The 24580-nt window shown below is 72.8% G+C and carries 16 protein-coding genes; 12 read left to right on the top strand and 4 right to left on the bottom strand.

Annotation, left to right across the window (positions count from 1 at the left end; translation table 11 throughout):
• Nucleotides 1–41 precede the first annotated feature (41 nt).
• Nucleotides 42–1901, top strand: coding sequence for a DUF2264 domain-containing protein (locus AB0E14_RS30220; RefSeq protein ID WP_362425171.1), 1860 nt, complete (start codon nucleotides 42–44; stop codon nucleotides 1899–1901).
• A 42-nt stretch (nucleotides 1902–1943) separates the two neighbouring features.
• Here the strand turns inward: AB0E14_RS30220 and AB0E14_RS30215 are convergent, their stop codons facing one another.
• Nucleotides 1944–2717: an SDR family oxidoreductase gene (locus AB0E14_RS30215; protein ID WP_362425168.1), complete on the bottom strand. Its 774-nt coding sequence runs from the start codon at nucleotides 2715–2717 to the stop codon at nucleotides 1944–1946.
• Between the two features lie 39 nt (nucleotides 2718–2756).
• Entirely contained in the window at nucleotides 2757–3431 is a 675-nt protein-coding gene (locus tag AB0E14_RS30210) for an MOSC domain-containing protein (protein WP_362425165.1), read from the bottom strand.
• 80 nt (nucleotides 3432–3511) lie between these two features.
• On the opposite strand from AB0E14_RS30210, the gene AB0E14_RS30205 reads away from it, so the two are divergent.
• The gene (locus AB0E14_RS30205) at nucleotides 3512–4417 is read left to right on the top strand and encodes a LysR family transcriptional regulator (protein WP_362425162.1); all 906 of its coding nucleotides are present in this window, start codon (nucleotides 3512–3514) and stop codon (nucleotides 4415–4417) included.
• A 196-nt stretch (nucleotides 4418–4613) separates the two neighbouring features.
• On the opposite strand, the gene AB0E14_RS30200 is transcribed toward AB0E14_RS30205, so the two are convergent.
• Nucleotides 4614–4979 carry a WhiB family transcriptional regulator gene (locus tag AB0E14_RS30200; RefSeq protein ID WP_362425159.1) on the bottom strand — a complete coding sequence of 122 codons (366 nt, stop codon included), beginning with the start codon at nucleotides 4977–4979 and terminating at the stop codon, nucleotides 4614–4616.
• Between the two features lie 451 nt (nucleotides 4980–5430).
• Here AB0E14_RS30200 and AB0E14_RS30195 point away from each other — a divergent pair, with 451 nt between their 5' ends.
• The 4 genes from AB0E14_RS30195 (at nucleotide 5431) to AB0E14_RS30180 (ending at nucleotide 9780) form a co-directional block, all read left to right on the top strand.
• On the top strand, nucleotides 5431–6042 hold the full coding sequence (locus AB0E14_RS30195) for a response regulator transcription factor (protein ID WP_003948568.1): 612 nt from the start codon (nucleotides 5431–5433) through the stop codon (nucleotides 6040–6042).
• Between the two features lie 289 nt (nucleotides 6043–6331).
• The gene (locus AB0E14_RS30190) at nucleotides 6332–6907 is read left to right on the top strand and encodes a sigma-70 family RNA polymerase sigma factor (RefSeq protein ID WP_362013722.1); all 576 of its coding nucleotides are present in this window, start codon (nucleotides 6332–6334) and stop codon (nucleotides 6905–6907) included.
• 140 nt (nucleotides 6908–7047) lie between these two features.
• Nucleotides 7048–8550: an IMP dehydrogenase gene (gene guaB / locus AB0E14_RS30185; RefSeq protein WP_362425155.1), complete on the top strand. Its 1503-nt coding sequence runs from the start codon at nucleotides 7048–7050 to the stop codon at nucleotides 8548–8550.
• A gap of 105 nt (nucleotides 8551–8655) precedes the next feature.
• Nucleotides 8656–9780, top strand: a complete 1125-nt coding sequence (locus AB0E14_RS30180) for a GuaB3 family IMP dehydrogenase-related protein (protein ID WP_362425152.1) — start codon at nucleotides 8656–8658, stop codon at nucleotides 9778–9780.
• A 94-nt stretch (nucleotides 9781–9874) separates the two neighbouring features.
• On the opposite strand, the gene AB0E14_RS30175 is transcribed toward AB0E14_RS30180, so the two are convergent.
• Nucleotides 9875–11116 (bottom strand): nucleotide sugar dehydrogenase, encoded by a 1242-nt coding sequence (locus AB0E14_RS30175; RefSeq protein WP_362425149.1) that lies wholly within the window; start codon nucleotides 11114–11116, stop codon nucleotides 9875–9877.
• Between the two features lie 225 nt (nucleotides 11117–11341).
• Here AB0E14_RS30175 and AB0E14_RS30170 point away from each other — a divergent pair, with 225 nt between their 5' ends.
• The 6 genes from AB0E14_RS30170 (at nucleotide 11342) to AB0E14_RS30145 (ending at nucleotide 24088) form a co-directional block, all read left to right on the top strand.
• A complete protein-coding gene (locus tag AB0E14_RS30170) occupies nucleotides 11342–13048 on the top strand; it encodes a glycerol-3-phosphate dehydrogenase/oxidase (RefSeq protein ID WP_362425146.1) in 1707 nt (568 codons plus the stop codon).
• Between the two features lie 279 nt (nucleotides 13049–13327).
• Nucleotides 13328–15532 (top strand): serine/threonine-protein kinase, encoded by a 2205-nt coding sequence (locus AB0E14_RS30165; RefSeq protein ID WP_362425143.1) that lies wholly within the window; start codon nucleotides 13328–13330, stop codon nucleotides 15530–15532.
• Between the two features lie 173 nt (nucleotides 15533–15705).
• Nucleotides 15706–18624, top strand: a complete 2919-nt coding sequence (locus AB0E14_RS30160) for a serine/threonine protein kinase (protein WP_362425140.1) — start codon at nucleotides 15706–15708, stop codon at nucleotides 18622–18624.
• Between the two features lie 159 nt (nucleotides 18625–18783).
• Nucleotides 18784–20418: a serine/threonine-protein kinase gene (locus AB0E14_RS30155; RefSeq protein WP_362425137.1), complete on the top strand. Its 1635-nt coding sequence runs from the start codon at nucleotides 18784–18786 to the stop codon at nucleotides 20416–20418.
• Between the two features lie 153 nt (nucleotides 20419–20571).
• Nucleotides 20572–22224: a succinic semialdehyde dehydrogenase gene (locus tag AB0E14_RS30150; RefSeq protein WP_362425133.1), complete on the top strand. Its 1653-nt coding sequence runs from the start codon at nucleotides 20572–20574 to the stop codon at nucleotides 22222–22224.
• A gap of 40 nt (nucleotides 22225–22264) precedes the next feature.
• The gene (locus AB0E14_RS30145; RefSeq protein ID WP_362425130.1) at nucleotides 22265–24088 is read left to right on the top strand and encodes a GMC family oxidoreductase; all 1824 of its coding nucleotides are present in this window, start codon (nucleotides 22265–22267) and stop codon (nucleotides 24086–24088) included.
• Nucleotides 24089–24580 lie beyond the last annotated feature (492 nt).

The raw sequence follows: 24580 nt of genomic DNA, 5'->3' as shown, positions 1-24580 counted from the left end.
GATTCCCGGCGACGCCGTCCGCCTCAGGGAGCTTCAGCACCATGCCCACGCCACCCGAGAACCGAGAGCTCAGCCCGTTCACCGGCTGGACCCGTGCCCACTGGGAGGACGCGGCCGACCGGCTCCTCCTCGCCGTGCGGCCGTACGCCTCACCCCGCCACGGCCGCTTCGACCTGCCGGGACCCCGCCCCAGCTGGTCCGGCGTCCGCTCCGACGGCCTCGAAGGCCACGCCCGTACGTTCCTGCTCGCCGCCCTGCGCGTCGCGGGCGCCGACGGCGCGGACCCGCACGGACACCTGCCCCGCTACGCCGAAGGCCTCACCGCCGGCACCGTGGCGCCGGCCGCCGCCGACCCCGCGTCGGGCACCCACGAACCGGACTCCTGGCCGCTCCTCACCGATGTGCGCCAGGCCGTGGTCGAATCCGCCTCCGTCGCGCTCGGGCTGCGGCTGACCCGCCCCTGGCTCTGGGACACCCTGGACGACCGCGCCCGGCAGCGCGTCGTCGACTGGCTGCGGCCCGCCCTCGACCCGTCCCCGGTCGACAACAACTGGTGGCTCTTCGGCCTCACCGTCGCCGGCTTCCTCCAGGACGCCGGCATCGAGACCGACCGCGCGGCCCGCACGATCGACCGCTCCCTCGACCGGATCGAGCAGTGGTACCTCGGCGACGGCTGGTACAGCGACGGCGACAACCGCGCCTTCGACCACTACAACGGCTGGGCCCTGCACTTCTACCCCGTCCTCCACGCCCACCTCGCCGGCGACCGCGACCTCCTCGCCCGCTACGGCCCCCGGCTGAACGCCCATCTCGCCGACCACGTCCACCTCTTCGACGCGAGCGGCGCCCCCCTCCCGTACGGGCGCTCCCTGATCTACCGCTTCGCCGCGGCGGCCGCGCCCTGGCTCGGCGCGCTCACCGGCCACACCCCGCTCGCCCCGGGCGCCACCCGCCGCCTCGCCTCCGGGTCGCTGCGGTACTTCCTCGACCGGGGCGCGTGCGACGAGCGCGGGCTCCTCACCCTCGGCTGGCACGGCCCGTACCCGCCTGTCGTCCAGAGCTACTCCGGGCCCGGCTCCCCCTACTGGGCGGCCAAGGGCTTCCTCGGCCTCCTCCTGCCCGCCGGCCACCCGGCCTGGACCGACCCCGAGGAACCCCTCCCCGCCGAGCGCGCCGACACCGTGCGCCCGGTCGCCCCGGCCGCGCTGCTCCTGCAGACCACGGCCGCCGACGGACTCGTACGGCTCCACAACCACGGCAGCAACCACGTGGGCAGCGCCCCGGCGGGCGACGACGACGCCGGCTACGCCCGCTTCGCCTACTCCACGCGCACCGGCCCCACCGGTGCGCCCGACCCCACCGACAACCACTTCGCCCTGGTCGTCGACGGCCGGGTCACCCGACGCGGCCCCGCGACACCCCTGGGCACAGGACCCGACTGGGCCGCCTCGCTGCACACCCCGCTCCCGGGGATCCGGGTCGTCTCCGCGACCCTGGCCCACGGCCGCGCCGAGGTGCGCGCCCATCTCGTCCTCGACGCCCCCGACGGAACCCCCGTACGCCAGACGGGCTGGGCCACCACTCCCGACGGCCCGACCGCCCAGCTCCAGGCCGTCCACGGCTACCCGCCCGCGACCGAGACCGTCGAACTGGCCACCGGCGCCACGCTCCAGGGCGGCCCGGCCACCCGCACGGCGGCCCTGCACGGCACCACCGCGGGACCCGGTTCCCTCTTCGTGGCCCTGGCCTCCCTCACCGCCGAACCGGACCCGGTCCCCGTCACCGCCCTCGCGACCGTCCGGATCACCGCCCGTACCCTCCACGTGACCTGGCAGGACGGCACCACGACCGAACTCGACCTCCAGGCCCTCGCCGGCAGGGCGGGGCCCCGCGGCACCTAGGGCCTTCCGTTCGGATCAGGCCGGATCAGGGAGCGGGGGCGGTCACTTCGGTCCGTACTTGCGGCCCGCCCGGGAGGAGACCCCGCCGAGGAGACCGCGCGGCGCCAGCTTCACCACACCCATCAGCGCCTTGTAGCGGGGGTCGGGGATGGAGAGCGTCTTGCCGCGCGCCAGGTCGCTCAGGGCGTCCGCGACCAGCTTGTCGGCGTCGAGCCACATCCAGCCCGGGATGTTGTCCGTCCCCATCCCGGCCCGCTCGTGGAACTCCGTCCGCACGAAGCCCGGGCAGAGCGCCATGAGCCGTACGCCGCTGCCCGCGAGGTCGCGCGCCGCGCCCTGGGTGAACTGCACGACCCACGCCTTCGACGCGCCGTAGGTGCCGCGCGGGACGAAGGCCGCCACCGAGGCCACGTTGACGACGCCGCCGCGGCCGCGGGCGCGCATGGACTCCGCCGCCGCCGAGGTCAGCCGGAGCACCGCCTCGCAGTGCACGGTCAGCATCTTCAACTCGTCGGCCATGGAGACTTCCAGGAACCTGCCCTTGTTGCCGAACCCGGCGTTGTTCACCAGCAGGTCCACCGGCTGCTTGGGGTCGGAGAGCCGGGCCTCCACGGCCGCGATCCCCTTCTCGTCCGCCAGGTCAGCCGCCAGGACCTCGGCCTCGACACCGTGCCGGTCGTGCAGTTCGGTCGCCTGCTCCCGCAGCCGCGTCACATCGCGGGCCACGAGCACGACGTCGTGTCCGTCCGCCGCCAGCTTCCGCGCGAAGGCGGCCCCGATCCCCGCCGTCGCGCCCGTAATCAGTGCAGTCGTCATACGGGGCAACGTTAGTGCCCCGCGCGGCGGCACCGGAGGTCAGGAGCCTGTGCCGTACTTCTCCACGTAGCCGCGCGCCTTGCGCAGGGTGTCCGGGTGCAGCGCGTCCCCGGCGGCCAGCACGCGCGGCAGCAGAGGCCGTTCGAGCGTGACGGCCCTGAACTCGAAGGCCACGGTGACCTCGTGGTCCGGGCGGTGCACCACCTCGATCGCGTCGCCCTGCCGGATCTCGCCGGGCTCGACGACCCGCAGGTACGCGCCCGGCACGGCCTCCGCGGTGAACCGCCTGACCCAGCCCTTCTCGTCCAGGTGCCCCTGGAAGGTCCGGCACGGGATCCGGCTGGAGGAGACCTCGAGGAGCAGCTCGGGCCCGATCCGCCACCGCTCGCCGATCAGGGCGCCGGAGACGTCGACGACCTCGGTGGTGAGGTTCTCGCCGAACGCACCGCTCGGGACCGGCCGGCCGAGCAGCTTCTCCCACGTGTCCAGGTCCTCGCGCGCGTACGCGTAGACCGCCTGGTCGTTCCCGCCGTGGTGGCGGGTGTCGCACACGGTGTCCCCGGCGACCCCGCTCGCGCCGATCCCCTTGGGCCCGGGCGCGGACACCCGTACGGGCCCCGCCACCGGCTGCTTGTCGATGCCGGTCACACCCTCGGGATGGTCGGTGTACGCGACGGTCTTCGGGCGGCCCAGGTTCAGGGACAGAAGCTTCATGAGGGAACAATAGGCCGACCCCACTCAAAGCGTCGAGCGAATATTGACCCGACGATCCAAGCCTGGCTTATGCTTGACCCATGATCGAGGCCCGCCATCTCCGCGTCCTGCGCGCCGTCGCCGCGACCGGCTCCTTCTCCGCCGCCGCGCGTGAACTGGGCTGCACCCAGCCCGCGGTGAGCCAGCAGATGAAGGCGCTGGAGACCTCCGCAGGCACACCCCTGCTGATCAGGACCGGCCGCGAGATGCGTCTGACGCAGGCCGGCGAGGCCCTCGTCCGGCACGCCGCAGGCATCCTCGCGGGGCTCACCGCCGCCGAGGAGGAGGTCGCCGCGATCGCCGGACTGCGCGCCGGCCGCGTCCGGCTCGTCTCCTTCCCCAGCGGCAGCTCCACGCTGGTCCCCACCGCCCTCGCCGCGCTGCGCGCGGCGCACCCGGGCACGCGCGTCTCCCTGGTCGAGGCCGAGCCGCCGCGCTCGATCGAGATGCTCCGCGAGGGCGACTGCGACGTGGCCCTGGCGTTCCGCTACGGAGCGGGGCAGGCCGAGTGGGACGACCTGATCGTGCGCCCGCTGCTCGCCGACCGCCTCGTGGGCCTGGTCCCCGAGGGGCACCGGCTCGCCGACGCGGAGGCGGTCTCCATCGCCGAACTGGCCGACGAGTCCTGGATCGCGGGCTGCCCGCGCTGCCGGCGCCAGTTGGTGGACGTGTGCGAGGAGGCCGGGTTCGCCCCGCGCATCGACTTCGCCACCGACGACTACCCCGCCGTGGTCGGGCTCGTCGGCGCCGGTCTCGGCGTCGCGGTCCTGCCGGAACTCGCCATCGAGTCCGTACGGCCCAAGGGGGCCAGGACCGTGGTGGTGGAACCGGCCGTGGAGCGGGAGATCGTCGCCCTCACCCTGCCCGACCTCGCCCAGGTCCCGGCGGTCGCGGCCACCCTGGACGAGCTGACCCGCGCGGCCGGCCGCTCGGTCACGCGCGCGTAGCGACGGAGTTCCCGCTCTCGTACACGGGCGCGGCGACGGCGTTCGCGCTCTCGTGCACGCTCTCGTTCCGGGGCCGACGGGGGCGCGGCCCGGCCCGTGCCGCGCCGCGCGCCCCCGGGCCGCGTGCGGCGCGACACCGTCCCCGGCCGTCACCGCCCTTGCAGAAACGTTCCTTCAGTCTGTCGTGTCCGTGGGCTCAGGCTCGCCCCAGACCTGCCGGACCCGCTGCCGACGCCGTCGCCGGCCGTGGCGACGAGGTCGTGGCCGAAGCCGTGATCAGGCGGTTGCGGGCTCGTCCCATGAGCTCTTCGCGTTCGTCCTCGGTGAGGCCGCCCCATACGCCGTAGGGCTCGCGTACGGCGAGTGCGTGTGCCGCGCACTCCGCGCGTACCGGGCACCGCATGCAGACCTCTTTCGCCGAGTTCTCACGCGCACTCCGTGCCGCGCCGCGCTCTCCCTCGGGGTGGAAGAACAGGGAACTGTCGACTCCGCGGCAGGCCGCGAGGAGCTGCCAGTCCCACAGATCGGCGTTGGGTCCGGGAAGGCGGGAGAAATCTGCCATTGCGCTTGTCCCCTTGAAACCGTGTCGAACGGATAGGTGGGCGGGTGGATGGCTGATCAACCGGGGGCCCTTCACCCCCCGTGGGTCTCGCGTACCCGCTCCGGCGGGTTCGATCCGACCGTACAACTACTGTCTAAGTAGATGTAAATATGACTCATTGCGAATCTAGCCACAGACACCTCAAAAAGGGAAGAAATCCCGCTAAATGGGGCATAGCTTCCACTGAAGGACGGATGACCTGCGACGCTCTCCTCCGCGTTCGCTCCCTCACGTAGAGTGCCGAAGGTGCCCGTCCGACCCGTAACTCTTTCGAGTGACCGTCGTTGAGAGTGCGGAGGCGGTTGAAGGAACAAGCGCTCGGGCAGGTGTCCGAGGGCGTCAACCGCACAGGTGACGATACGTACCAGCCCTGGAGGCTCTAGGTGACGCGCAACAGCTGCGGAGGGCGGCCATGACATCCGTCCTCGTCTGCGACGACTCCCCGCTTGCCCGAGAGGCTCTTCGCCGCGCGGTCGCGACCGTGCCCGGTGTGGAGCGCGTGACCACCGCGGCCAACGGCGAGGAAGTCCTCCGCCGCTGGGGCGCGGACCGCTCGGACCTGATTCTGATGGACGTACGCATGCCCGGTCTGGGCGGCGTCGAGACCGTGCGCCGGCTGCTCTCCGCCGACCCCGGCGCCCGCATCATCATGCTGACCGTCGCCGAGGACCTGGACGGCGTCGCCCTCGCGGTCGCCGCCGGCGCCCGCGGGTACCTGCACAAGGACGCCTCGCGCGCCGAGCTGCGGGCCACCGTCACGCAGGCGCTCGCCGACCCGACCTGGCGGCTCGCCCCGCGCCGGCTGCGGTCGGCCGAGATGGGCGCGGCGCCCACGCTCACCGCGCGCGAGATCCAGGTGCTCGAAGGCATGAGCCACGGCCGGTCCAACGCGGAGATCGGGCGCGAGCTCTTCCTCTCCGAGGACACGGTCAAGACGCACGCGCGGCGGCTGTTCAAGAAGCTGGGCGCCTCGGACCGGGCGCACGCCGTCGCCCTCGGCTTCCGCTGGGGCCTGGTCCGCTAGGACCTCGCGTGACGGCGACGGCCGGCCACGTCCCCGTCCGCCGCGAGCGGGCGGGGCGGCAGTCCGGACCACCGCGACGGCGGCGGCCCGGGACGCCGATTGCGTCGGCTTGTGTCACTTCCGCGCGGGATGCCGCATCCTTGAGGGTGTGGAGTTCCTCGGGGACGAGTCGATCGAGCGGAAGGGGAGGGCGCAGGCGATGAGTTCCGGCGCACCTGCTCATAACGCTTCGGTGCACAACTATGGACGCGGTGCCACGGATTCTGAGGCGTCAAGGCACCATGGAGCGATGCGCGACGACGAGACCACGGTGATCGGTGCACTCGTTCACCGTGCCGTCGAGGGCGACGCACAGGCCACGCACGACCTTCTGGCGCGCGTGCACCCGCTCGCCCTGCGCTATTGCCGTACGCGACTGAACCGGCTGCCCGGTGATGCTCGCCACTTCGTCGAGGACCTGGCGCAGGAGGTCTGCGTCGCCGTCCTGATGGCGCTGCCGCGCTACAAGGACACGGGCAGGCCCTTCGAGGCCTTCGTCTTCGCCATCGCCGGACACAAGGTCGCCGACCTCCAGCGCGCCGCGATGCGGCACCCGGGCTCGACGGCCGTCCCGTCCGACGAGATGCCCGAGCGGCCCGACGACTCCCTGGGCCCGGAAGAACGTGCGCTGCTCAGCGACGATGCCGAATGGGCCAAGAAGCTCCTCGCCAACCTCCCGGAGAACCAGCGGGAGCTGCTGGTGCTGCGGGTGGCGGTGGGTCTGACGGCCGAGGAGACGGGACAGATGCTCGGCATGTCCCCGGGGGCGGTACGGGTCGCGCAGCACCGCGCACTCAGCCGGCTGCGGGCACTGGCCGAGCAGTAAGGGTCGGCGAGGGCCGGTGGCCCTCACGTACACGTACGAACGTCCAAAGCTGCTCTCTGATCTTGATCGTGGAATGAGACACCGTCGAGGCCCGTTAGCATGGACATCCGCACCGATCAAGGCCATCTGGGGAAGGTGTCATGACTGCCAACGTCGACGGAGTGCCCGAGAAATTCGCGACACTCGGGCTGACCTACGACGATGTGCTGCTGCTGCCCGGCGCGTCGGAAGTGCTGCCGAACGCGGTCGACACCTCGTCCCGCATCTCGCGCAACGTGCGGGTGAACATCCCCCTGCTCTCCGCCGCGATGGACAAGGTCACCGAGTCCCGCATGGCCATCGCCATGGCGCGGCAGGGCGGCGTCGGCGTGCTGCACCGCAACCTGTCCATCGAGGACCAGGTCAACCAGGTCGACCTCGTGAAGCGTTCCGAGTCCGGCATGGTGACCGACCCGATCACCGTGAACCCGGACGCCACGCTCGCCGAGGCGGACGCGCTCTGTGCCAAGTTCCGGATCAGCGGTGTCCCGGTCACGGACGGCTCGGGCAAGCTGCTCGGCATCGTCACCAACCGTGACATGGCCTTCGAGTCCGACCGCGGCCGTCAGGTCCGCGAGGTCATGACGCCGATGCCGCTGGTCACCGGCAAGGTCGGCATCAGCGGTGTGGACGCCATGGAGCTGCTGCGCCGCCACAAGATCGAGAAGCTGCCGCTCGTCGACGACGCCGGTGTGCTCAAGGGCCTCATCACGGTCAAGGACTTCGTGAAGGCCGAGCAGTACCCGAACGCGGCCAAGGACTCCGAGGGCCGCCTCATCGTCGGTGCCGCCGTCGGCGCGAGCCCGGAGGCCCTGGAGCGCGCCCAGGGGCTGGCCGCCGCCGGTGTGGACTTCCTGGTCGTGGACACCTCCCACGGTCACAACAGCAACGCCCTGAGCTGGATGGCGAAGATCAAGTCGACCGTGAAGGTCGACGTCATCGGCGGCAACGTGGCGACCCGTGACGGCGCCCAGGCGCTGATCGACGCCGGTGTCGACGGTGTCAAGGTCGGCGTCGGGCCCGGCTCCATCTGCACCACGCGCGTGGTCGCCGGTATCGGCGTCCCGCAGGTCACCGCCATCTACGAGGCGGCGCTCGCGGCCCGCGCGGCCGGCGTCCCGGTCATCGGCGACGGCGGCCTGCAGTACTCCGGCGACATCGGCAAGGCGCTCGCCGCCGGTGCCAGCACGGTGATGCTCGGCAGCCTGCTCGCGGGCTGCGAGGAGTCGCCCGGCGAGCTCCAGTTCATCAACGGCAAGCAGTTCAAGTCGTACCGCGGCATGGGCTCGCTCGGCGCGATGCAGTCCCGCGGCCAGGGCCGGTCGTACTCGAAGGACCGCTACTTCCAGGCCGAGGTCGCCTCCGACGACAAGCTCGTGCCCGAGGGCATCGAGGGCCAGGTGCCCTACCGCGGCCCGCTCGCCAACGTGCTGCACCAGCTCGTCGGCGGTCTGCGCCAGACGATGGGCTATGTGGGTGCGGCCACCATCGACGAGATGGAGACCAAGGGCCGGTTCGTCCGGATCACCTCTGCGGGCCTCAAGGAGAGCCACCCGCACGACATCCAGATGACGGTCGAGGCGCCGAACTACAGCAGGAAGTAACGCGGCGCGACGCGTGGGGCGGTTCCGGCATGCGGCCGGAACCGCCCCACGCGCGTGTGTCGGGGATACTGGTAGGCGCAGACGTAGAGGGAAAGGCCACACATCGTGACTGAGATCGAGATCGGGCGCGGCAAGCGCGGCCGCAGGGCGTACGCGTTCGACGACATCGCCGTCGTACCGAGCCGGCGCACCCGGGACCCGAAGGAGGTCTCGATCGCCTGGCAGATCGACGCCTACCGCTTCGAGCTCCCCTTCCTGGCCGCCCCCATGGACTCGGTCGTGTCGCCGCAGACCGCGATCCGCATCGGCGAGCTCGGCGGCCTCGGCGTACTGAACCTCGAGGGCCTGTGGACCCGCTACGAGGACCCGCAGCCGCTGCTCGACGAGATCGCCGAGATGGACGAGGCCACCGCGACCCGCCGTCTGCAGGAGATCTACGCCGCTCCGATCAAGGAAGAGCTGATCGGTCAGCGCATCAAGGAGGTGCGCGACTCGGGCGTGGTCACCGCCGCCGCGCTCTCCCCGCAGCGCACCGCGCAGTTCTCCAAGGCCGTCGTCGACGCCGGCGTGGACATCTTCGTCATCCGCGGCACCACGGTCTCCGCCGAGCACGTCTCGGGCGCGGCCGAGCCGCTGAACCTCAAGCAGTTCATCTACGAGCTGGACGTCCCGGTCATCGTCGGCGGCTGCGCCACGTACACCGCGGCCCTGCACCTGATGCGCACCGGCGCCGCGGGTGTCCTGGTCGGCTTCGGCGGCGGCGCGGCGCACACCACGCGCAACGTGCTCGGCATCCAGGTCCCGATGGCGACCGCGGTCGCCGACGTGGCCGCGGCCCGCCGGGACTACATGGACGAGTCCGGCGGCCGGTACGTGCACGTCATCGCCGACGGCGGTGTGGGCTGGTCGGGCGACCTGCCGAAGGCGATCGCCTGCGGCGCCGACTCGGTCATGATGGGCTCCCCGCTGGCCCGCGCGACCGACGCGCCGGGCAAGGGCCACCACTGGGGCATGGAGGCCGTCCACGAGGACGTGCCGCGCGGCAAGCTGGTCGACCTGGGCATCGTCGGCACCACCGAGGAGATCCTCACCGGTCCTTCGCACACCCCGGACGGTTCGATGAACTTCTTCGGCGCCCTGCGCCGCGCGATGGCGACGACGGGCTACAGCGAGCTCAAGGAGTTCCAGCGCGTCGAGGTGACGGTCGCGGACTCGCAGCACAAGCGCTGACGCGTTCCCGTAACGACTCGTACGGCTCGTACGTCTCGTACGTGAGGAGAGGGGCCCCGCACCGGGTGGTGCGGGGCCCCTCCCTTGTGCGAGGTCAGAGGCGGTGGGCCGCTCCTGCCGGGGTGGCGCCCCGGGTGTCGAGGAGGAGCTGGGCCTTGACCGCCAGGCCCTGGAGGTCGTACGTGCGGTGGTGCTGCAGAAGCACCGTCAGGTCGGCGTGGGCGGCGGCCTCGTAGAGCGAGTCCGCGCGGGGGACCGGGAGGTCGCGGACGCGCCAGTCCGGGATGTGCGGGTCGTGGTAGCTGACCACGGCGCCGAGGTCCATCAGCCGGCGGGCGATCTCGTCGGCCGGGGAGCTCTCGCGGTCGGCGAGATCGGGTTTGTACGTGATGCCGAGCAGAAGCACCCGGGCGCCCCTGGCCGACTTGCCGTGCTCGTTGAGGAGGGTCGCGCAGCGCTGGACGACGTAGCCCGGCATGCGGTCGTTGACCTGGCCCGCCAGCTCGACCATGCGGAGCGGGCGGTGGGGGCCGATGCTGTCGACGGGGACGCCGTGGCCGCCGACGCCGGGGCCGGGGCGGAAGGCCTGGAAGCCGAAGGGCTTGGTCTCGGCGCAGCGGATGACGTCCCAGAGGTCGACGCCGAGTTCGTGGCAGAGCACCGACATCTCGTTGACCAGGGCGATGTTGACGTGCCGGAAGTTGGTCTCCAGGAGCTTGACGGTCTCGGCCTCGCGCGGGCCACGCGCGCGTACCACCTTGTCGGTGAGCCGGCCGTAGAAGGCGGCGGCGGACTCCGTGCAGGCGGGGGTGAGCCCGCCGATGACCTTGGGGGTGCCCGCGAAGCCGTGCGCGCGGTTTCCGGGGTCGAGGCGGCCGGGGGAGTACGCGAGGTGGAAGTCGCGGCCGGCGCGCAGCCCGGAGCCTTCCTCCAGGACGTCCCGCAGCACACCTTCGGTGGTGCCGGGGTGCACGGGTGATTCGAGCAGCACCGTCGTGTGCGGGCGCAGCCGGGCGGCGAGGGCGCGGGCGGCGTCGAGCACGGCGGTCAGGTCGAGGGTGCGGTCCGGGCCGAGCGGGGTCGGGGCGCAGATGACGGCGGTGCGGACCCGGCCGAGTTCGGCCGGGTGGGTGGTGGGCCGGAAGCCCCCCGAGAGCATCCGGCGGATCTCCGATGCGGTGAGCGAGCCGTCGACGGGCGGGCGTCCCGCGGCGAGTTCGGCGACGGGCCGGGGATCGGTGTCGTAGCCGATGGTGGCGATGCCGGCGGCTGTCGCTGCCTGGGCGAGGGGGAGTCCGAGGTGGCCGAGGCCGATGACGGCGAGGTCAGCGGGCATGGGGGGTGGGCCGTCCTTCCCTGTAGCCGGAGGGGACGAGACGCGCAAGCCCGGTGGACAGAACGAGGCGAGCGCAATGTCAGACTAGGCGTAAATATGACCGATGTGCCGCATTGTGAAGTCAAAGGTCGCCGAGTGTTATCCACAGGCGGTGGCTGAAGTCGGAGGCCGGGGCCAGAATCGAGGCTGTGGGCCCGATCAGGCGGGGGACGACGGGAGGCAGCGGTGAGGACAGCGACACTGGGACCGGCCGAGCGCGCCGAGGCGCTCGCGGCCATGGCCGAGCGGGAACTGGACGTGCTGGTCGTCGGCGCCGGAGTGGTCGGCGCGGGGACGGCCCTCGACGCGGTCACGAGAGGGCTCTCGACCGGTCTCGTCGAGGCCCGCGACTGGGCGTCCGGCACGTCGAGCCGGTCGAGCAAGCTGATCCACGGCGGCCTGCGCTATCTGGAGATGCTCGACTTCGCGCTGGTGCGCGAGGCGTTGAAGGAGCGCGGGCTGCTCCTTGAGCGGCTCGCACCCCACCTGGTCAAGCCGGTCCCCTTCCTCTACCCCCTCCAGCACAAGGGCTGGGAGCGGCTCTACGCGGGCTCGGGCGTCGCGCTGTACGACGCGATGTCCCTCTCCTCGGGCCACGGCCGCGGCCTGCCGGTGCACCGCCACCTCTCCCGCCGCAACGCCCTGCGGGTGTCCCCCTGTCTGAGGAAGGACGCCCTGGTCGGCGCGTTGCAGTACTACGACGCCCAGATGGACGACGCCCGCTTCGTCACGACCTTGGTCCGGACGGCCGCGAGCTACGGAGCGAAGGTCGCCAGCCGCGCCCGGGTCATCGGCTTCCTGCGCGAGGGCGAGCGGGTGGTGGGCGCCCGGGTCCAGGACGTCGAGGCGGGCGGCGAGTACGAGATCCGGGCCAAGCAACTCGTGAACGCGACAGGGGTGTGGACCGACGACACCCAGGCCCTCATCGGGGAGCGCGGGCAGTTCCATGTGCGGGCGTCGAAGGGCATCCATCTGGTCGTGCCCAAGGACCGCATTCACTCCAACAGCGGACTGATCCTGCGGACCGAGAAGTCCGTGCTGTTCGTGATCCCGTGGGGACGGCACTGGATCGTGGGCACCACCGACACCGACTGGGACCTGGACAAGGCCCATCCGGCCGCCTCCAGCGCCGACATCGACTACCTCCTGGAGCATGTGAACAGCGTCCTCGCGGTGCCGCTCACCCGGGACGACGTCCAGGGCGTCTACGCCGGGCTGCGGCCCCTGCTGGCCGGCGAGTCGGACGCCACGAGCAAGCTCTCGCGCGAACACACCGTCGCGCACCCGGTCCCCGGCCTGGTCGTCGTGGCCGGCGGCAAGTACACGACCTACCGGGTGATGGCCAAGGACGCCGTGGACGAGGCCGTGCACGCGCTCGACCAGCGGGTCGCCGCCTGCGTCACGGAGGACATCCCGCTCCTGGGCGCCGAGGGCTACAAGGCGCTGTGGAACGCGCGGGCCAGGATCGCCGCCAGGACCGGGCTCCATGTCGTGCGCGTCGAGCATCTGCTCAACAGGTTCGGTTCGCTGACGGAGGAGATCCTGGAGCTCATCGCCGCCGACCCCGGCCTCGCCGAGCCGCTGACGGGCGCCGAGGACTATCTGCGGGCCGAGATCGTCTACGCCGCGTCGCACGAGGGCGCCCGGCACCTGGACGACGCCCTGACCCGGCGTACCCGGATCTCGATCGAGACCTTCGACCGCGGCACGCGCAGCGCCCGGGAGTGCGCCGAACTGATGGCCCCCGTGCTCGGCTGGGACGAGCTGCAGATCGAGAAGGAGGTGGAGCACTACGAGAAGCGGGTGGAGGCGGAGCGCGAGTCGCAGCGGCAGCCGGACGACCTGACGGCGGACGCGGCCCGGCTCGGTGCCCCGGACATCGTGCCGCTCTGAGCCGTTCTGGCCGGTCCGGTACGAACTCCAGCTCCGGGAGGGGACGTTGGAGGCGGTGTGCGGCATCCTGTCCGTACGGGTGTGGAACCCGAAGGGGGCGCGCCGGCGTCGGGTGTCGGAGTGGGAGCGCTTTCCTGCGAGGCCGTCCTCTCGGAGTGCGGACCCGGGAGCGGGAACGGTCCCGGGGTGAGAGACAATGGGCTCTCTTCCAGGGCGGGTTACCGCATCGCGCGACAAGCGGCGGGCGCGGGCGAAGATCAGGGATCGCAGAGGGGACGCATGTCGGAGGCGGAGCAGTCGCGGGACACGGCGCGGGACCCTCGGCGGGACGCCGGCGCGGGTGCCGGAACCGACGGCGACCGGGGCGTGGTCCCCGCGGCACGTGAGGCGGAGCCGGACGTGCAGTCCGGCGTGGACACGGACGCGGGCGCGGAGACGGCCGGCGAGGCGGCCGACGGCGCGGCCGACGCCCCGGCGCGCGACGCGGCGGAGAAGAAGCCCGAGCCGGCGAAGAAGCCCGAGCCGGAGAAGAAGCCCGAAGCCGCGAAGAAGGCGGACGCCCGGCCGGCCGACACGGCGACGACGTCGTTCCGGAAGTCCGGGGCGTCGGCGAGCGGTGGAGTGCCGGCCGAGGGGCGGCTGCTCTCCGGGCGGTACCGGCTCGACGGGGTGCTCGGGCGCGGTGGCATGGGCACGGTGTGGCGCGCGGTCGACGAGACCCTCGGCCGGACCGTGGCCGTCAAGGAGCTCCGCTTCCCCAACAGCATCGACGACGAGGAGAAGCGACGCCTCATCACCCGGACCCTGCGCGAGGCGAAGGCCATCGCCCGGATCCGTAACAACGGCGCCGTGACCGTCTACGACGTCGTCGACGAGGACGACCGGCCCTGGATCGTCATGGAGCTGATCGAGGGCAAGTCCCTCGCCGACGCCGTCCGCGAGGACGGCACGCTCACCCCGCACCGCGCCGCCGAGGTCGGCCTCGCCATCCTCGACGTGCTCCGTTCCGCCCACCGCCAGGGCATCCTGCACCGCGACGTGAAGCCGTCCAACGTGCTCATCGCCGAGGACGGCCGGGTCGTCCTCACCGACTTCGGCATCGCGCAGGTCGAGGGCGACCCGTCGATCACCTCCACCGGCATGCTCGTCGGCGCGCCCTCGTACATCTCGCCCGAGCGGGCCCGCGGCCACAAGCCGGGTCCCGCCGCCGACATGTGGTCGCTCGGCGGACTGTTGTACGCGAGCGTCGAGGGCAGCCCGCCCTACGACAAGGGCTCCGCGATCGCGACGCTGACCGCCGTGATGACCGAGCCCGTCGACCCGCCGAAGAACGCCGGGCCGCTGCTCGAGAAGGTCATCTACGGCCTCCTCGCCAAGGACCCCGACCAGCGGCTCGACGACGCCGGCGCGCGGGTGCTGCTCCGCGCCGTGCTCGACGCGCCCGTCCCGGTCGTGGAGCCGGAGCCGTCCGCCGAGGCCACCAGGGTCGTACCGCTGCCGCCGGTTCCCCCGGAGCCGCCGAAGCAGCCGAAGACCGCCGCGCGCGAGTCGGCCTTGGACGCCGGAGCCGAGCGGATGCGCGGCGCGCTGAAGTCCGTACGGAACGCGGCCGCGACGGCGCGCTCCGAGCAGCGCCCCAAGCCGGAGCCGATCCAGGGCGCGTACCGGCCGGCGCAGCGGCGGGCCTCGCTCACCGACGTCGTGCCGCGCCGCACGCTCGTCATCATCGCGGGGATCGTTGTCCTCGCCCTGCTCGGCACGATCCTCGCCGTCGCCCTCGGCGGCGGCGACGAGAAGGACAACAAGGGCGGCGGCAAGGGCACCGACAAGACGGCCTCCGCGGGCGCCACCGCCGGCAACGGCGACGCGGCCACGCAGGGCAAGGGCCAGACCCCGAGCGACCCCGGTCAGCAGGGTGGCGAGGAGTCGGCGGACCCGGGCTCCGGCTCGGACTCCGGCTCCGGCTCCGGCGGGCAGAGCGGTACGCCGTCCGGCGATCCCGGCGCGGGCACGCCCGGGGCGCAGCTGCCCGCCGGCTACGCGATGGTGACGAACGCCCGGTTCCACTTCTCGATGGCGATGCCGGCCACGTTCAAGCTCAACGCCATAGCGGGCCGGAACTCGGGCGGGATCTTCAACGCCGGCGGCGGATACCCGCGGGTCCAGGTCGACTACAACGACAGCCCGAAGGACGACGCGGCCGCCGCGTGGAGCGCGGCCATGGCCGCCGTGGCCGCCAGCAGCAACGGCTACCGGCACATCGGCATCAAGCCCGTCGAGTACAAGGGCTACCCGACGGTCGCCGACTGGGAGTTCGAGCGCACCGAGAAGGGCATGCGTGTCCGGATACTGAACCGTGGCTTCAAGGTCGACGCCACCCACGGCTACTCGATCATGGTGAGCTGCAAGGCGGACGAGTGGGACGGCCCCGCGTGCAAGACCTTGCGGGACACGGCGTTCGCCACGTTCAGCCCCAAGGACTGACCGGCGCCACGTATCGTGAGAGGTCGTGGACCGTACGCAGCCGAAAAGCATCGTCAACTGTACGGTCCCGGACCGGTTTTGACGGGTTCGCGCGATCCGCGCGATCCGCGCGGATCATGAGCTGAGCGGGATCCGTGCGACCCGGGGGACAGCGCGCTCGGTGGGGAGGCGTCGTGGAGGACTACGCGGGAAGGGTGCTCGCCGACCGCTATCGCCTGCCCGTACCGCCCCAGGACGCGTACGAACTCGTCGAGACCCGCGCCTTCGACACCTACAGCGGGCAGGAAGTCCTGGTCCACCAGGTGCCGTTGCCCGAGGTGATCGACGCGGAAGTGGTCGACGAGGACGGCAGGGGATACGCCCCGTACGGGGCGAGTTCCGGCCGGGCGACGCGCCGTCCCGCCGACCCGGCCGTGCGCCGCGCGGTCGAGGCCGCCCAGGCCGCCGCGCAGATCCCGGACCACCCGAGGCTCGACCAGGTCTTCGACGTGTTCGCGGAGGCCGGTTCGCTGTGGATAGTGAGCGAACTGGTCGCCGCCAGGCCGCTCGCCGCGCTCCTCGCGGAAGGGCCGCTGACCCCGTACCGCGCGGCCGAGATCGGCTCCGACGTCCTCACCGCCCTGCGCGCGCTGCACGCGCACGGCTGGACCCACCGGAACATCACGCCCCGGACCGTCCTCGTCTGCGACGACGGACGCGTCGTGCTCACCGGCCTCGCGGCCGGCGCGGCGGAGGAGGCCCTGTGCGGCTACGCGCCGGTGCCCTTCGCCGACGAGGACGAGCGTGCGGGCGACGGGGAGTACGAGGGCGACTACGGCGGCGAGTTCGGCGACGAGTCCGGCGGCGAGCCCGGCGGCGAGGACGGCGACGCATACGGCGGTGAACACCGCCGCGAGTTCGACGGCGGCGGGGGTGAGGGCGACGGGGCGGGTACGTGGCCCGTCGAGCCCGAGGCGGCGGCGGACCCGGAGTCCGGCGCCGCGGACGTCGACGCGCCCGCCCCGTGGCCCGAACTCCCGCCCGCAGCCGCTGCTCCGCCGGCCGTCCCCCCGCCCGCCGCCGACGTCCGGGCCGCCCGCGCGGGCGCCATCGCGGCGTACCGGGCGGGCGCCCGCGCCGCCGCGCACATCGGCGAGACCGGGGTCGTCCCCGTCCAGCGCCCGACCCCCGAGCCCCCTCCCGAAGCCGCCGCCGAAGCCACGGCCCCGCACCCGGTGATGCCGCCCGCGCCCGCTCCCGTGCCCGCCCAGGGCCTCGGTCCCGAGCCGCACTGGTGGTCCCAGAGCGGGGACGACGAGGACGACGTCGACGAGGACGAGTACCCGGCGCCGTACCGCCAGGGGTACGGCGACGAAGGCGGCGGCCCCACGCGCGCGATGCTCGCCGGGACCTGGAGCGACGGCCCGCACGCCTCGCGCGACTCCTCCGCTCCCGTCCCCGCGGGCGGCGGCGGCCCCGCGCTGCCCGCCCTGCCGGCCGGCTACACCCCCGCGCGGCTTCCGGACCCCGAGCCCGCCCCCGTACACGTACCCGCCCCGGCCTCCGACGGCTGGGACGGGGCGGCAGGGCCGGACGACGCGTCCCTCGCCGTCTACCGGGGTCCCGCCACCCGGCTCGCCGCCGAGCGGGCCCGCCAGGCGCGGATCGCCGTCGTCGGCGCGGTCACCGAGCGCTGGGCGCCCGAACAGGCCGGACCGGTCCACGAGAACTGGCGCCTCGCCCCGCCCATCGGCCCCGCCACCGACCTCTGGGCGCTCGGCGCGCTCCTCTACCGTGCCGTCCAGGGCCACGCCCCGTATCCCGAAGACAGCGCCGCCGAGCTGGTCCAGCTCGTCTGCGCCGAGCCCCCCGCGTTCGCCGAGGAGTGCGGCCCGCTGCGGCCCGTCGTCGAGTCGCTGCTGCGCCAGGACCCCACCGAGCGCCCCGACTTCGAGGAGCTGAGCGGCTGGCTCCGCTCCCTCGTCCGCTCCGCCCCCGAGCCGGACGCGGGCCTGGGTGTCGTACCGCTGCCGTCGGTGGACGAGACGAAGCTGCCGATCGTGCGGCGCCGTGGCGAGCTGGTGCGCCGGCGGCGCGGGGGAGCGGCGGGCGGTCGCCACCGCCACCGCAAGGGCAGGGGCCGGCAGGAGGCCGGCGCCCGCGAGGAGCAGCGACAGGAGTTCCGGAGCGAGCAGCAGAGGGAGTACCAGGGGGAGTACCAGCGGGAGCACCAGAGGGGGTTCCAGCCGGAGTTCGGGTCGGAGTTCCCGCACGGGGGCGCGCGGGACCATCTCCCCGAGGAGCGCTTCCACGAGGAGCTTCCGCAGCGTGCCCCGCGCTCCCCGCGCGCGCCCCGCTCCCCGCGCGGCGGCGCCGGTGCCCGTTCCCCGCGCTCCCTCGGCCTGACGCTGCTCCTGGTGATCCTTCTGCTGCTCGTCGGTGCCTTGGCGTACGCCGTGCTGTTCCTGCCGAAGGACGGCGCGGAGGGTCGGCGGCCCGCCGGGCAGTCCGTCACGCCGACCGGTGGACCGACGTCCGCGCCGGGCGGGACCGCCGGCCCGAAGCCCGGTTCCCCGCCCGCGTCCACCCCCGGCTCCCGGCCGAGCCCGTCGAGGACGACACCGCCCGCCGCCACCGCGAACCCGAGCGCCGCCGCGCTCGCCCCCGGGTACACGCTGCGCAAGGACCCGGAGGGCTTCGAGGTCGGTGTCGCCGAGGGCTGGCGGCGCAGCCCGATCAACGACGCCGGGCAAATCCGCTACACAGGGGGCGATTTCGTCCTCGTCGTCGTCCCCGGCCGGGACACCGTGCAGGCCAACGGCTCGGACCCGATGGCGTACCAGCGCACCAAGGAGCGCGAGCTCCAGCCGTGGCGGGACTCCTCCTGGTCGAGCGCCTCCGGGCTGCGCCGGATCGAGGTCGGGCAGCAGGTCATGGCGGTGGGCCAGTTCACCTGGCAGGACAGCACGGGGCGCGAGGTCTTCGTCCGCAATCTGGCCCTGATCGAGGGCGGCCGCTACCACGTCGTGCAGGTCATCGGCCCGGAGAGCGAGCGCGACAAGGTGTCCGAGATCTACGACCAGGCGGTGAAGGCCTACCGGGCGACCCGCTAGCACCTCGCCGAACGGCCTGCCGAGCGACCGCCGAGCGGCTCGCCCGAGGGCGCTCCCCCGCTCCCCGCCGGTCACAGTGCTGTTCCTTTGCCCGCCCCGAGGTTCCGTCCCCGGTCTCCCCCTCCGTAACCTGGCATCCGAAGGAACAGGCGGGGGACAGTGGAACATTCTCAGGGCACGGACACGGGCGCGGGCCTGCTGCTGGCCGGACGGTACAGACTCGGCGAGACCATCGGTCGCGGTGGCATGGGCAAGGTCTGGCGGGCGCACGACGAGGTCCTGCACCGGGTGGTGGCGGTCAAGGAGTTGACGGCGGGTCGGTTCGTCGCCGAGGCCGACCGCCTGGTGCTGCACGCCCGCACGCAGAAGGAGGCCCGCGCCGCGGCGCGGATCACCCACCCGGGCGTGGTCACCGTGCACGACGTCCTGGAGCACGACGAACGCCCGTGGATCGTCATGCAGTACGTCGACGGGCCCTCGCTCGCGGACGCCGCGAAGGAGGCCGGCACGATCGAGCCGCGCGAGGCGGCCCGTATCGGGCTGCACGTGCTCGGTGCCCTGCGGGCCGCGCACGCCGCCGGAGTGCTGCACCGCGACGTCAAGCCCGGCAACGTGCTGCTGGCCCGCGACGGGCGGGTCCTGCTCACCGACTTCGGCATCGCGGCGATCGAGGGCGACTCGACGATCACCCGGACCGGCGAACTCGTCGGCTCCATCGACTATCTGGCGCCGGAGCGGGTACGGGGCGGCGACCCCGGCCCGGCCTCGGACCTCTGGTCGCTGGGCGCGACGCTGTACACGGCGGTGGAGGGCACCTCGCCGTTCCGGCGGACCTCGCCGATCAGCACCATGCAGGCGGTCGTGACCGAGGAGCCGCCGCACCCGGCGAAGTCGGGCGCGCTGGCCTCCGTCATCGTCGCCCTGCTCCGCAAGGACCCGGCGGACCGGCCGGGCGCCGACGAGGCCGAGCGGATGCTGCTGGACGCCATGGAGGGCCGTGCCCCGGAGGCGGCTCAGGCGTACGTCCCGACGCAGCGGGTCGGACACGTGGAGCTGAGTTCCGCGACCACGCCGCTCCCGGCGGAGAGCGCCCCCGCGTCCGCGGCCACCCCGCCGTCCCCGCCCACCCTGGTGCCCCGGACCACCCGTCCCGAGCCCAAGGGCCGCGGGCGGTGGCGTACGGCGGTCCTGGCGGCCGTCCTCGCCGGCCTGCTCGCCGGTGGAGCCGTCTTCGCGGCCATGAACTACTCCGGGGGCGGCGAAGGCGGGCGGGACACCCAGGGCGGCCAGGCCACGCAGCCCGCAGTGACGCCGGAGGGCGAGGCGGGCGTTCCCGCGGGCTGGCACCGCGTCGTGGACCAAAAGGGCTTCAGCCTGGTGGTGCCCAAGGGGTGGAAGCGGCAGACGGAGGGCGACAGCGTCGACTACACACCGGACAACGGCCGGCACCGGATCCGGATCAGCATCGACCGCACGCCCGACTTCGAGAACCCGTACATGCACGTCCTCGACCTGGAGAAGACGCTGAAGAAGCGGCTCCAGTACAAGCGGCTCCGGCTGAACCAGAACACCTACCGGGACCAGGTCCGCTCCGCCCGGTGGGAGTTCACCTGGTACGAGAAGCAGGAGTTCCCGGGCCCGAGGCACGCCATCGACCAGCTGTACTTCGGGGACGACGGCACCGAGTACGCCGTGTACATGGCGTCACCGGAGTCGAGCTGGGAGACCACGAGAGAGCAGTTCGACATCGTCCTGCAGCACTGGCGGGCGCCGGGCGAACAGGAGGACCGATGAACTCGCGGAACGAACGGAATCGCACTCCCGGCCGACCGTAAGCCCCTGATCAGGGCTTATATGCCAGTGATCGCTGGCGCGATTGTGCGCACCCGGTGAAAACGCGTTACCGACGGGTACCCAAAGGCCGGAATGCGGCCTACTCTCGCCCTCATGACGGACTCGCAGGCACGCGCCACCACGGTCACGGCCACCACCACGGTCACGGCCACCACCACCCCCGGCACGAACCCCCTCGCGCCCTCGCCGGCCGGCGCCCGTACCGCCGCCGACGTGGTCACCCCGGAGGTGGTCGCCCAGCTGACCCGCGGTGTCGCCGGTTCCGGCCGCACCGTGAACCACACCCCGTTCACCGGGGAGAAGCTGGCCGACCTGCCCGAGTCCACCCCCGAGGATGTCGCCGAGGCCTTCGCCCGCGCCCGTGCCGCCCAGGGCGCCTGGGCCGCGACCCCCGTCAAGGCCCGCGCCGCCGTCCTGCTCCGCTTCCACGACTTGATCCTCGAGCGCCAGGCCGAGGTCCTCGACCTCATCCAGCTGGAGACCGGCAAGGCCCGGCTGCACGCCCACGAGGAGGTCCTCTCGGTCGCCGTCGCCGCCCGCCACTACGGCCGCAAGGCCCCCTCCTACCTGCGCCCCAAGCACCACACCGGCGTCGTGCCGACCCTCACCAAGGTCACCGAGCTCCGCCAGCCGCGCGGTGTCGTCGGCCAGATCGCGCCCTGGAACTACCCGCTGGAGCTGTCGGTCGGCGACGCGCTGCCCGCCTTCGTCGCGGGCAACGCGGTCGTCATGAAGCCCGACACCGAGACCGCGCTCACCGCGCTGTGGGCCCGTGACCTGCTCATAGAGGCCGGGCTGCCCGCCGAGGTGTTCCAGGTCGTCATCGGCGAGGGCCCGGTCGTCGGCCCCGAGGTCGTCAAGCACGCCGACTACGTCTCCTTCACCGGCTCGACCCGTACCGGCCGCCAGGTCGCCCAGGGCGCCGCCGCCCGGCTGGTCGGCGTGACCCTCGAACTCGGCGGCAAGAACGCCATGCTGGTCCTCAAGGACGCCGACATCGAGAAGGCCGCCGCCGGCGCCGTCCGCGCCTGCTTCTCCTCGGCCGGACAGCTCTGCATCTCCATCGAGCGGCTGTACGTCCACGAGTCGGTCGCCGACGACTTCGTCGCCCGCTTCGCCGCCCGTACGAAGGCGATGCGCCTCGGCAACTCGCTCTCCTACGGCGCCGACATGGGCTCCCTCGTCGGCGAGCGGCAGCTGGAGACCGTCACCCGGCACGTCGAGGAGGCCGTCGCCAAGGGCGCCAAGCTCGTCGCGGGCGGTGTCGCCCGCCCCGACGTCGGCCCGCTGTTCTACGAGCCGACCATCCTCGACGGCGTCGAGTCCCCGATGGCCGTCTGCACCGAGGAGACCTTCGGGCCGGTCGTCTCCATCTACCGCTTCAAGGACGAGGACGAGGTCGTCGAGCTGGCCAACGGCACGCCGTACGGCCTGAACTCCTCCGTCTGGACCAAGGACTCCCGGCGCGGCCACGCCGTCGCCGCGCGGCTGCGCACCGGCACCGTCAACATCAACGAGGGCTACGCGCCGGCCTACGGCAGCGTCCAGGCGCCGATGGGCGGCATGAAGGACTCCGGGCTGGGCCGCCGCCACGGCTCGGAGGGCATCCTCAAGTTCACCGAGGCCCAGACCGTGGCCCAGCAGCGGCTGATGCCGATCGCGCCCTCCTTCGGGATGGACGACGAGAAGTACGCCGCGTTCATGAGCCTGTCCCTGAAGGCGATGAAGGCCCTGCGCCTGCGCTGACGCCGTTTCCGCTTCCGTCCCTTTTCGTACGAGGAGAGCCATGACCGCGGTACCCCCTGCCCGAAATCAGGCCGAGGACGACCTCGACCAGGCGGACGACGCGTACGACTACGACGTGATCGTCGTCGGCTCCGGCTTCGGGGGCTCGGTCACGGCCCTGCGCCTGACCGAGAAGGGGTACCGGGTCGGTGTCCTGGAGGCGGGGCGCCGCTTCACCCGGGCCGAGCTGCCCAGGAACTCCTGGGACCTGAAGAACTTCCTCTGGGCCCCCGCCCTCGGGCTCTACGGCATCCAGCGCATCCACCTGCTGGGCAACGTCATGGTCCTGGCCGGCGCGGGCGTGGGCGGCGGTTCGCTGAACTACGCCAACACCCTCTACGTACCGCCCGCCCCGTTCTTCGAGGACCCGCAGTGGCGGGACATCACGGACTGGCAGGACGAGCTGGCCCCGTACTACGACCAGGCCAAGCGGATGCTGGGCGTCCGGCTCAACCCGACGATGACCCCCTCGGACGTCCACCTCAAGGCGACCGCGCAGGCCATGGGCATCGGCGACACCTTCCACATGGCGCCGGTCGGAGTGTTCTTCGGGGACGGCGAGGACGCCGGCGGAGCGGTGAAGGCCGCGCCGGGCACGGAGGTGCCCGACCCGTACTTCGGTGGCGCGGGGCCCTCGCGCAAGGCCTGCACCGAGTGCGGCGAGTGCATGACCGGCTGCCGGCACGGCGCCAAGAACACCCTCAACGAGAACTACCTCCACCTCGCCGAGAAGGCCGGCGCCGTCGTCCACCCCATGACCTCCGTCGTCGCCCTGACGGAGGACTCGCGGGGCGGCTACGCCGTCAAGACGCTGCCCACGGACAACAGGAAGAAGGGGAAGGGCCGTACCTTCACCGCCCCGCGGGTCGTCGTGGCGGCCGGTACGTACGGCACGCAGACCCTGCTCCACCGGATGAAGGACACCGGGCTGCTGCCCAGGATCTCGGCCCGGCTCGGCGAGCTGACCCGGACCAATTCGGAGGCCCTGGTCGGCTCCCAGACCACCGACCGGCGCTACCGCAGGAAGCACGGCGCGGAGAAGGTCGACTTCACCCGCGGGGTCGCGATCACCTCCTCGATCCACCCGGACGAGAACACCCACATCGAGCCGGTCCGCTACGGCAAGGGCTCCAACGCCATGGGCGGCATGACCGTCCTCCAGGTGCCGTACGGCGCCCATCGGGTACGGAACTGGCTCCTGGAACTGGTCAAGCACCCCACCCTCGCCGCCCGCTCCCTCTCCAACCGCCGCTGGTCGGAGCGGACCATCATCGGGCTCGTCATGCAGTCCCTCGACAACTCCCTGACGACGTACCGCAAGCCGGGCGGCATCGGGAAGGGCCTGCTCACGGCCCGGCAGGGACACGGCGCGCCGAACCCGAACCAGATCCCCGAGGCGACCCGGGCCGCGTCCCTGCTCGCCGAGGAGATCAACGGCTTCGCCGGTTCCAACATCGGCGAGCTCATGGGCACCCCGCTCACCGCGCACTTCCTGGGCGGCTGCCCGATCGGCGCGGACGCGGAGTCCGGTGTCATCGACCCGTACCACCGGCTCTTCGGCCACCCGGGCATCTCGGTCGTGGACGGGGCGGCGGTCTCCGCCAACCTCGGGGTCAACCCCTCGCTGACGATCACGGCGCAGGCGGAGCGGGCGATGTCGCTGTGGCCCAATAAGGGCGAGGCGGACCCGCGCCCCGGCCAGGGCGAGGCGTACGTCCGTGTCGCGGCCGTCGCCCCGAAGGCCCCGGTGGTCCCGGCGGACGCCTTCGGCGCGCTGAAGCTGCCGTTCCTGGGGATGCCGGCGGTCCCGCCGAAGAAGGCGTAGCCGCAGGCCGTGACAACGGAAGAGGCGCTGCACCCCCCTCCGAGTGCAGCGCCTCTCCAGCTTCTGGGTGGTGCTGCATGCATGACCTGTGGCCAGGGGGATTGGTTGTAGGCCAGAACAGGAAATGTCATGTGACACGCGTCACATGACTATGCGGGCGGGCGGGCGTGGATGCGTGCGCGCGGGCGGGCGGGTGCGCGGGCATGTGGGCGGGCGGGCATGCGCAAGGGCCCCGTGGCGCGATTCCGGTCGCGGCACGGGGCCCTCGGCGGTCGGCACCGGTGTCAGGGCAGCGGCGGTGCCGATGGGGAGCGCGGCGCGGGGGGGGCGCCGCGTGGGGTCCGTGGGGAGGGAGGAGGGACGGGCGGTGGGGGGGTGGGTTCGTCTGGACCGGTTGCGGGGGGGGCCCCGCGGGCCCCGGGCCCCCCCCCCCGCCCCCCAAGGCCCCGAGCCTGCGCCCGAAGCCAGCACCCCTACCGCCCCTGCGGCCCC

The organism is Streptomyces sp. NPDC047981 (assembly GCF_040653315.1).
Classification (GTDB): domain Bacteria; phylum Actinomycetota; class Actinomycetes; order Streptomycetales; family Streptomycetaceae; genus Streptomyces.
Note: the sequence above shows the minus strand (reverse complement) of the source record. Positions and strands in the feature narration are given on the sequence as shown.

Excerpts from the sequence above, each read along its gene's own strand:
- AB0E14_RS30175 (WP_362425149.1), bottom strand. The coding sequence starts at position 11,116 with ATGCCCGCTGACCTCGCCGTCATCGGCCTCGGCCACCTCGGACTCCCC.
- AB0E14_RS30165 (WP_362425143.1), top strand. The coding sequence starts at position 13,328 with ATGTCGGAGGCGGAGCAGTCGCGGGACACGGCGCGGGACCCTCGGCGG.
- AB0E14_RS30210 (WP_362425165.1), bottom strand. The coding sequence starts at position 3,431 with ATGAAGCTTCTGTCCCTGAACCTGGGCCGCCCGAAGACCGTCGCGTAC.
- guaB (WP_362425155.1), top strand. The coding sequence starts at position 7,048 with ATGACTGCCAACGTCGACGGAGTGCCCGAGAAATTCGCGACACTCGGG.
- AB0E14_RS30195 (WP_003948568.1), top strand. The coding sequence starts at position 5,431 with ATGACATCCGTCCTCGTCTGCGACGACTCCCCGCTTGCCCGAGAGGCT.
- AB0E14_RS30205 (WP_362425162.1), top strand. The coding sequence starts at position 3,512 with ATGATCGAGGCCCGCCATCTCCGCGTCCTGCGCGCCGTCGCCGCGACC.
- AB0E14_RS30200 (WP_362425159.1), bottom strand. The coding sequence starts at position 4,979 with ATGGCAGATTTCTCCCGCCTTCCCGGACCCAACGCCGATCTGTGGGAC.
- AB0E14_RS30190 (WP_362013722.1), top strand. The coding sequence starts at position 6,332 with ATGCGCGACGACGAGACCACGGTGATCGGTGCACTCGTTCACCGTGCC.
- AB0E14_RS30150 (WP_362425133.1), top strand. The coding sequence starts at position 20,572 with ATGACGGACTCGCAGGCACGCGCCACCACGGTCACGGCCACCACCACG.
- AB0E14_RS30145 (WP_362425130.1), top strand. The coding sequence starts at position 22,265 with ATGACCGCGGTACCCCCTGCCCGAAATCAGGCCGAGGACGACCTCGAC.
- AB0E14_RS30220 (WP_362425171.1), top strand. The coding sequence starts at position 42 with ATGCCCACGCCACCCGAGAACCGAGAGCTCAGCCCGTTCACCGGCTGG.
- AB0E14_RS30215 (WP_362425168.1), bottom strand. The coding sequence starts at position 2,717 with ATGACGACTGCACTGATTACGGGCGCGACGGCGGGGATCGGGGCCGCC.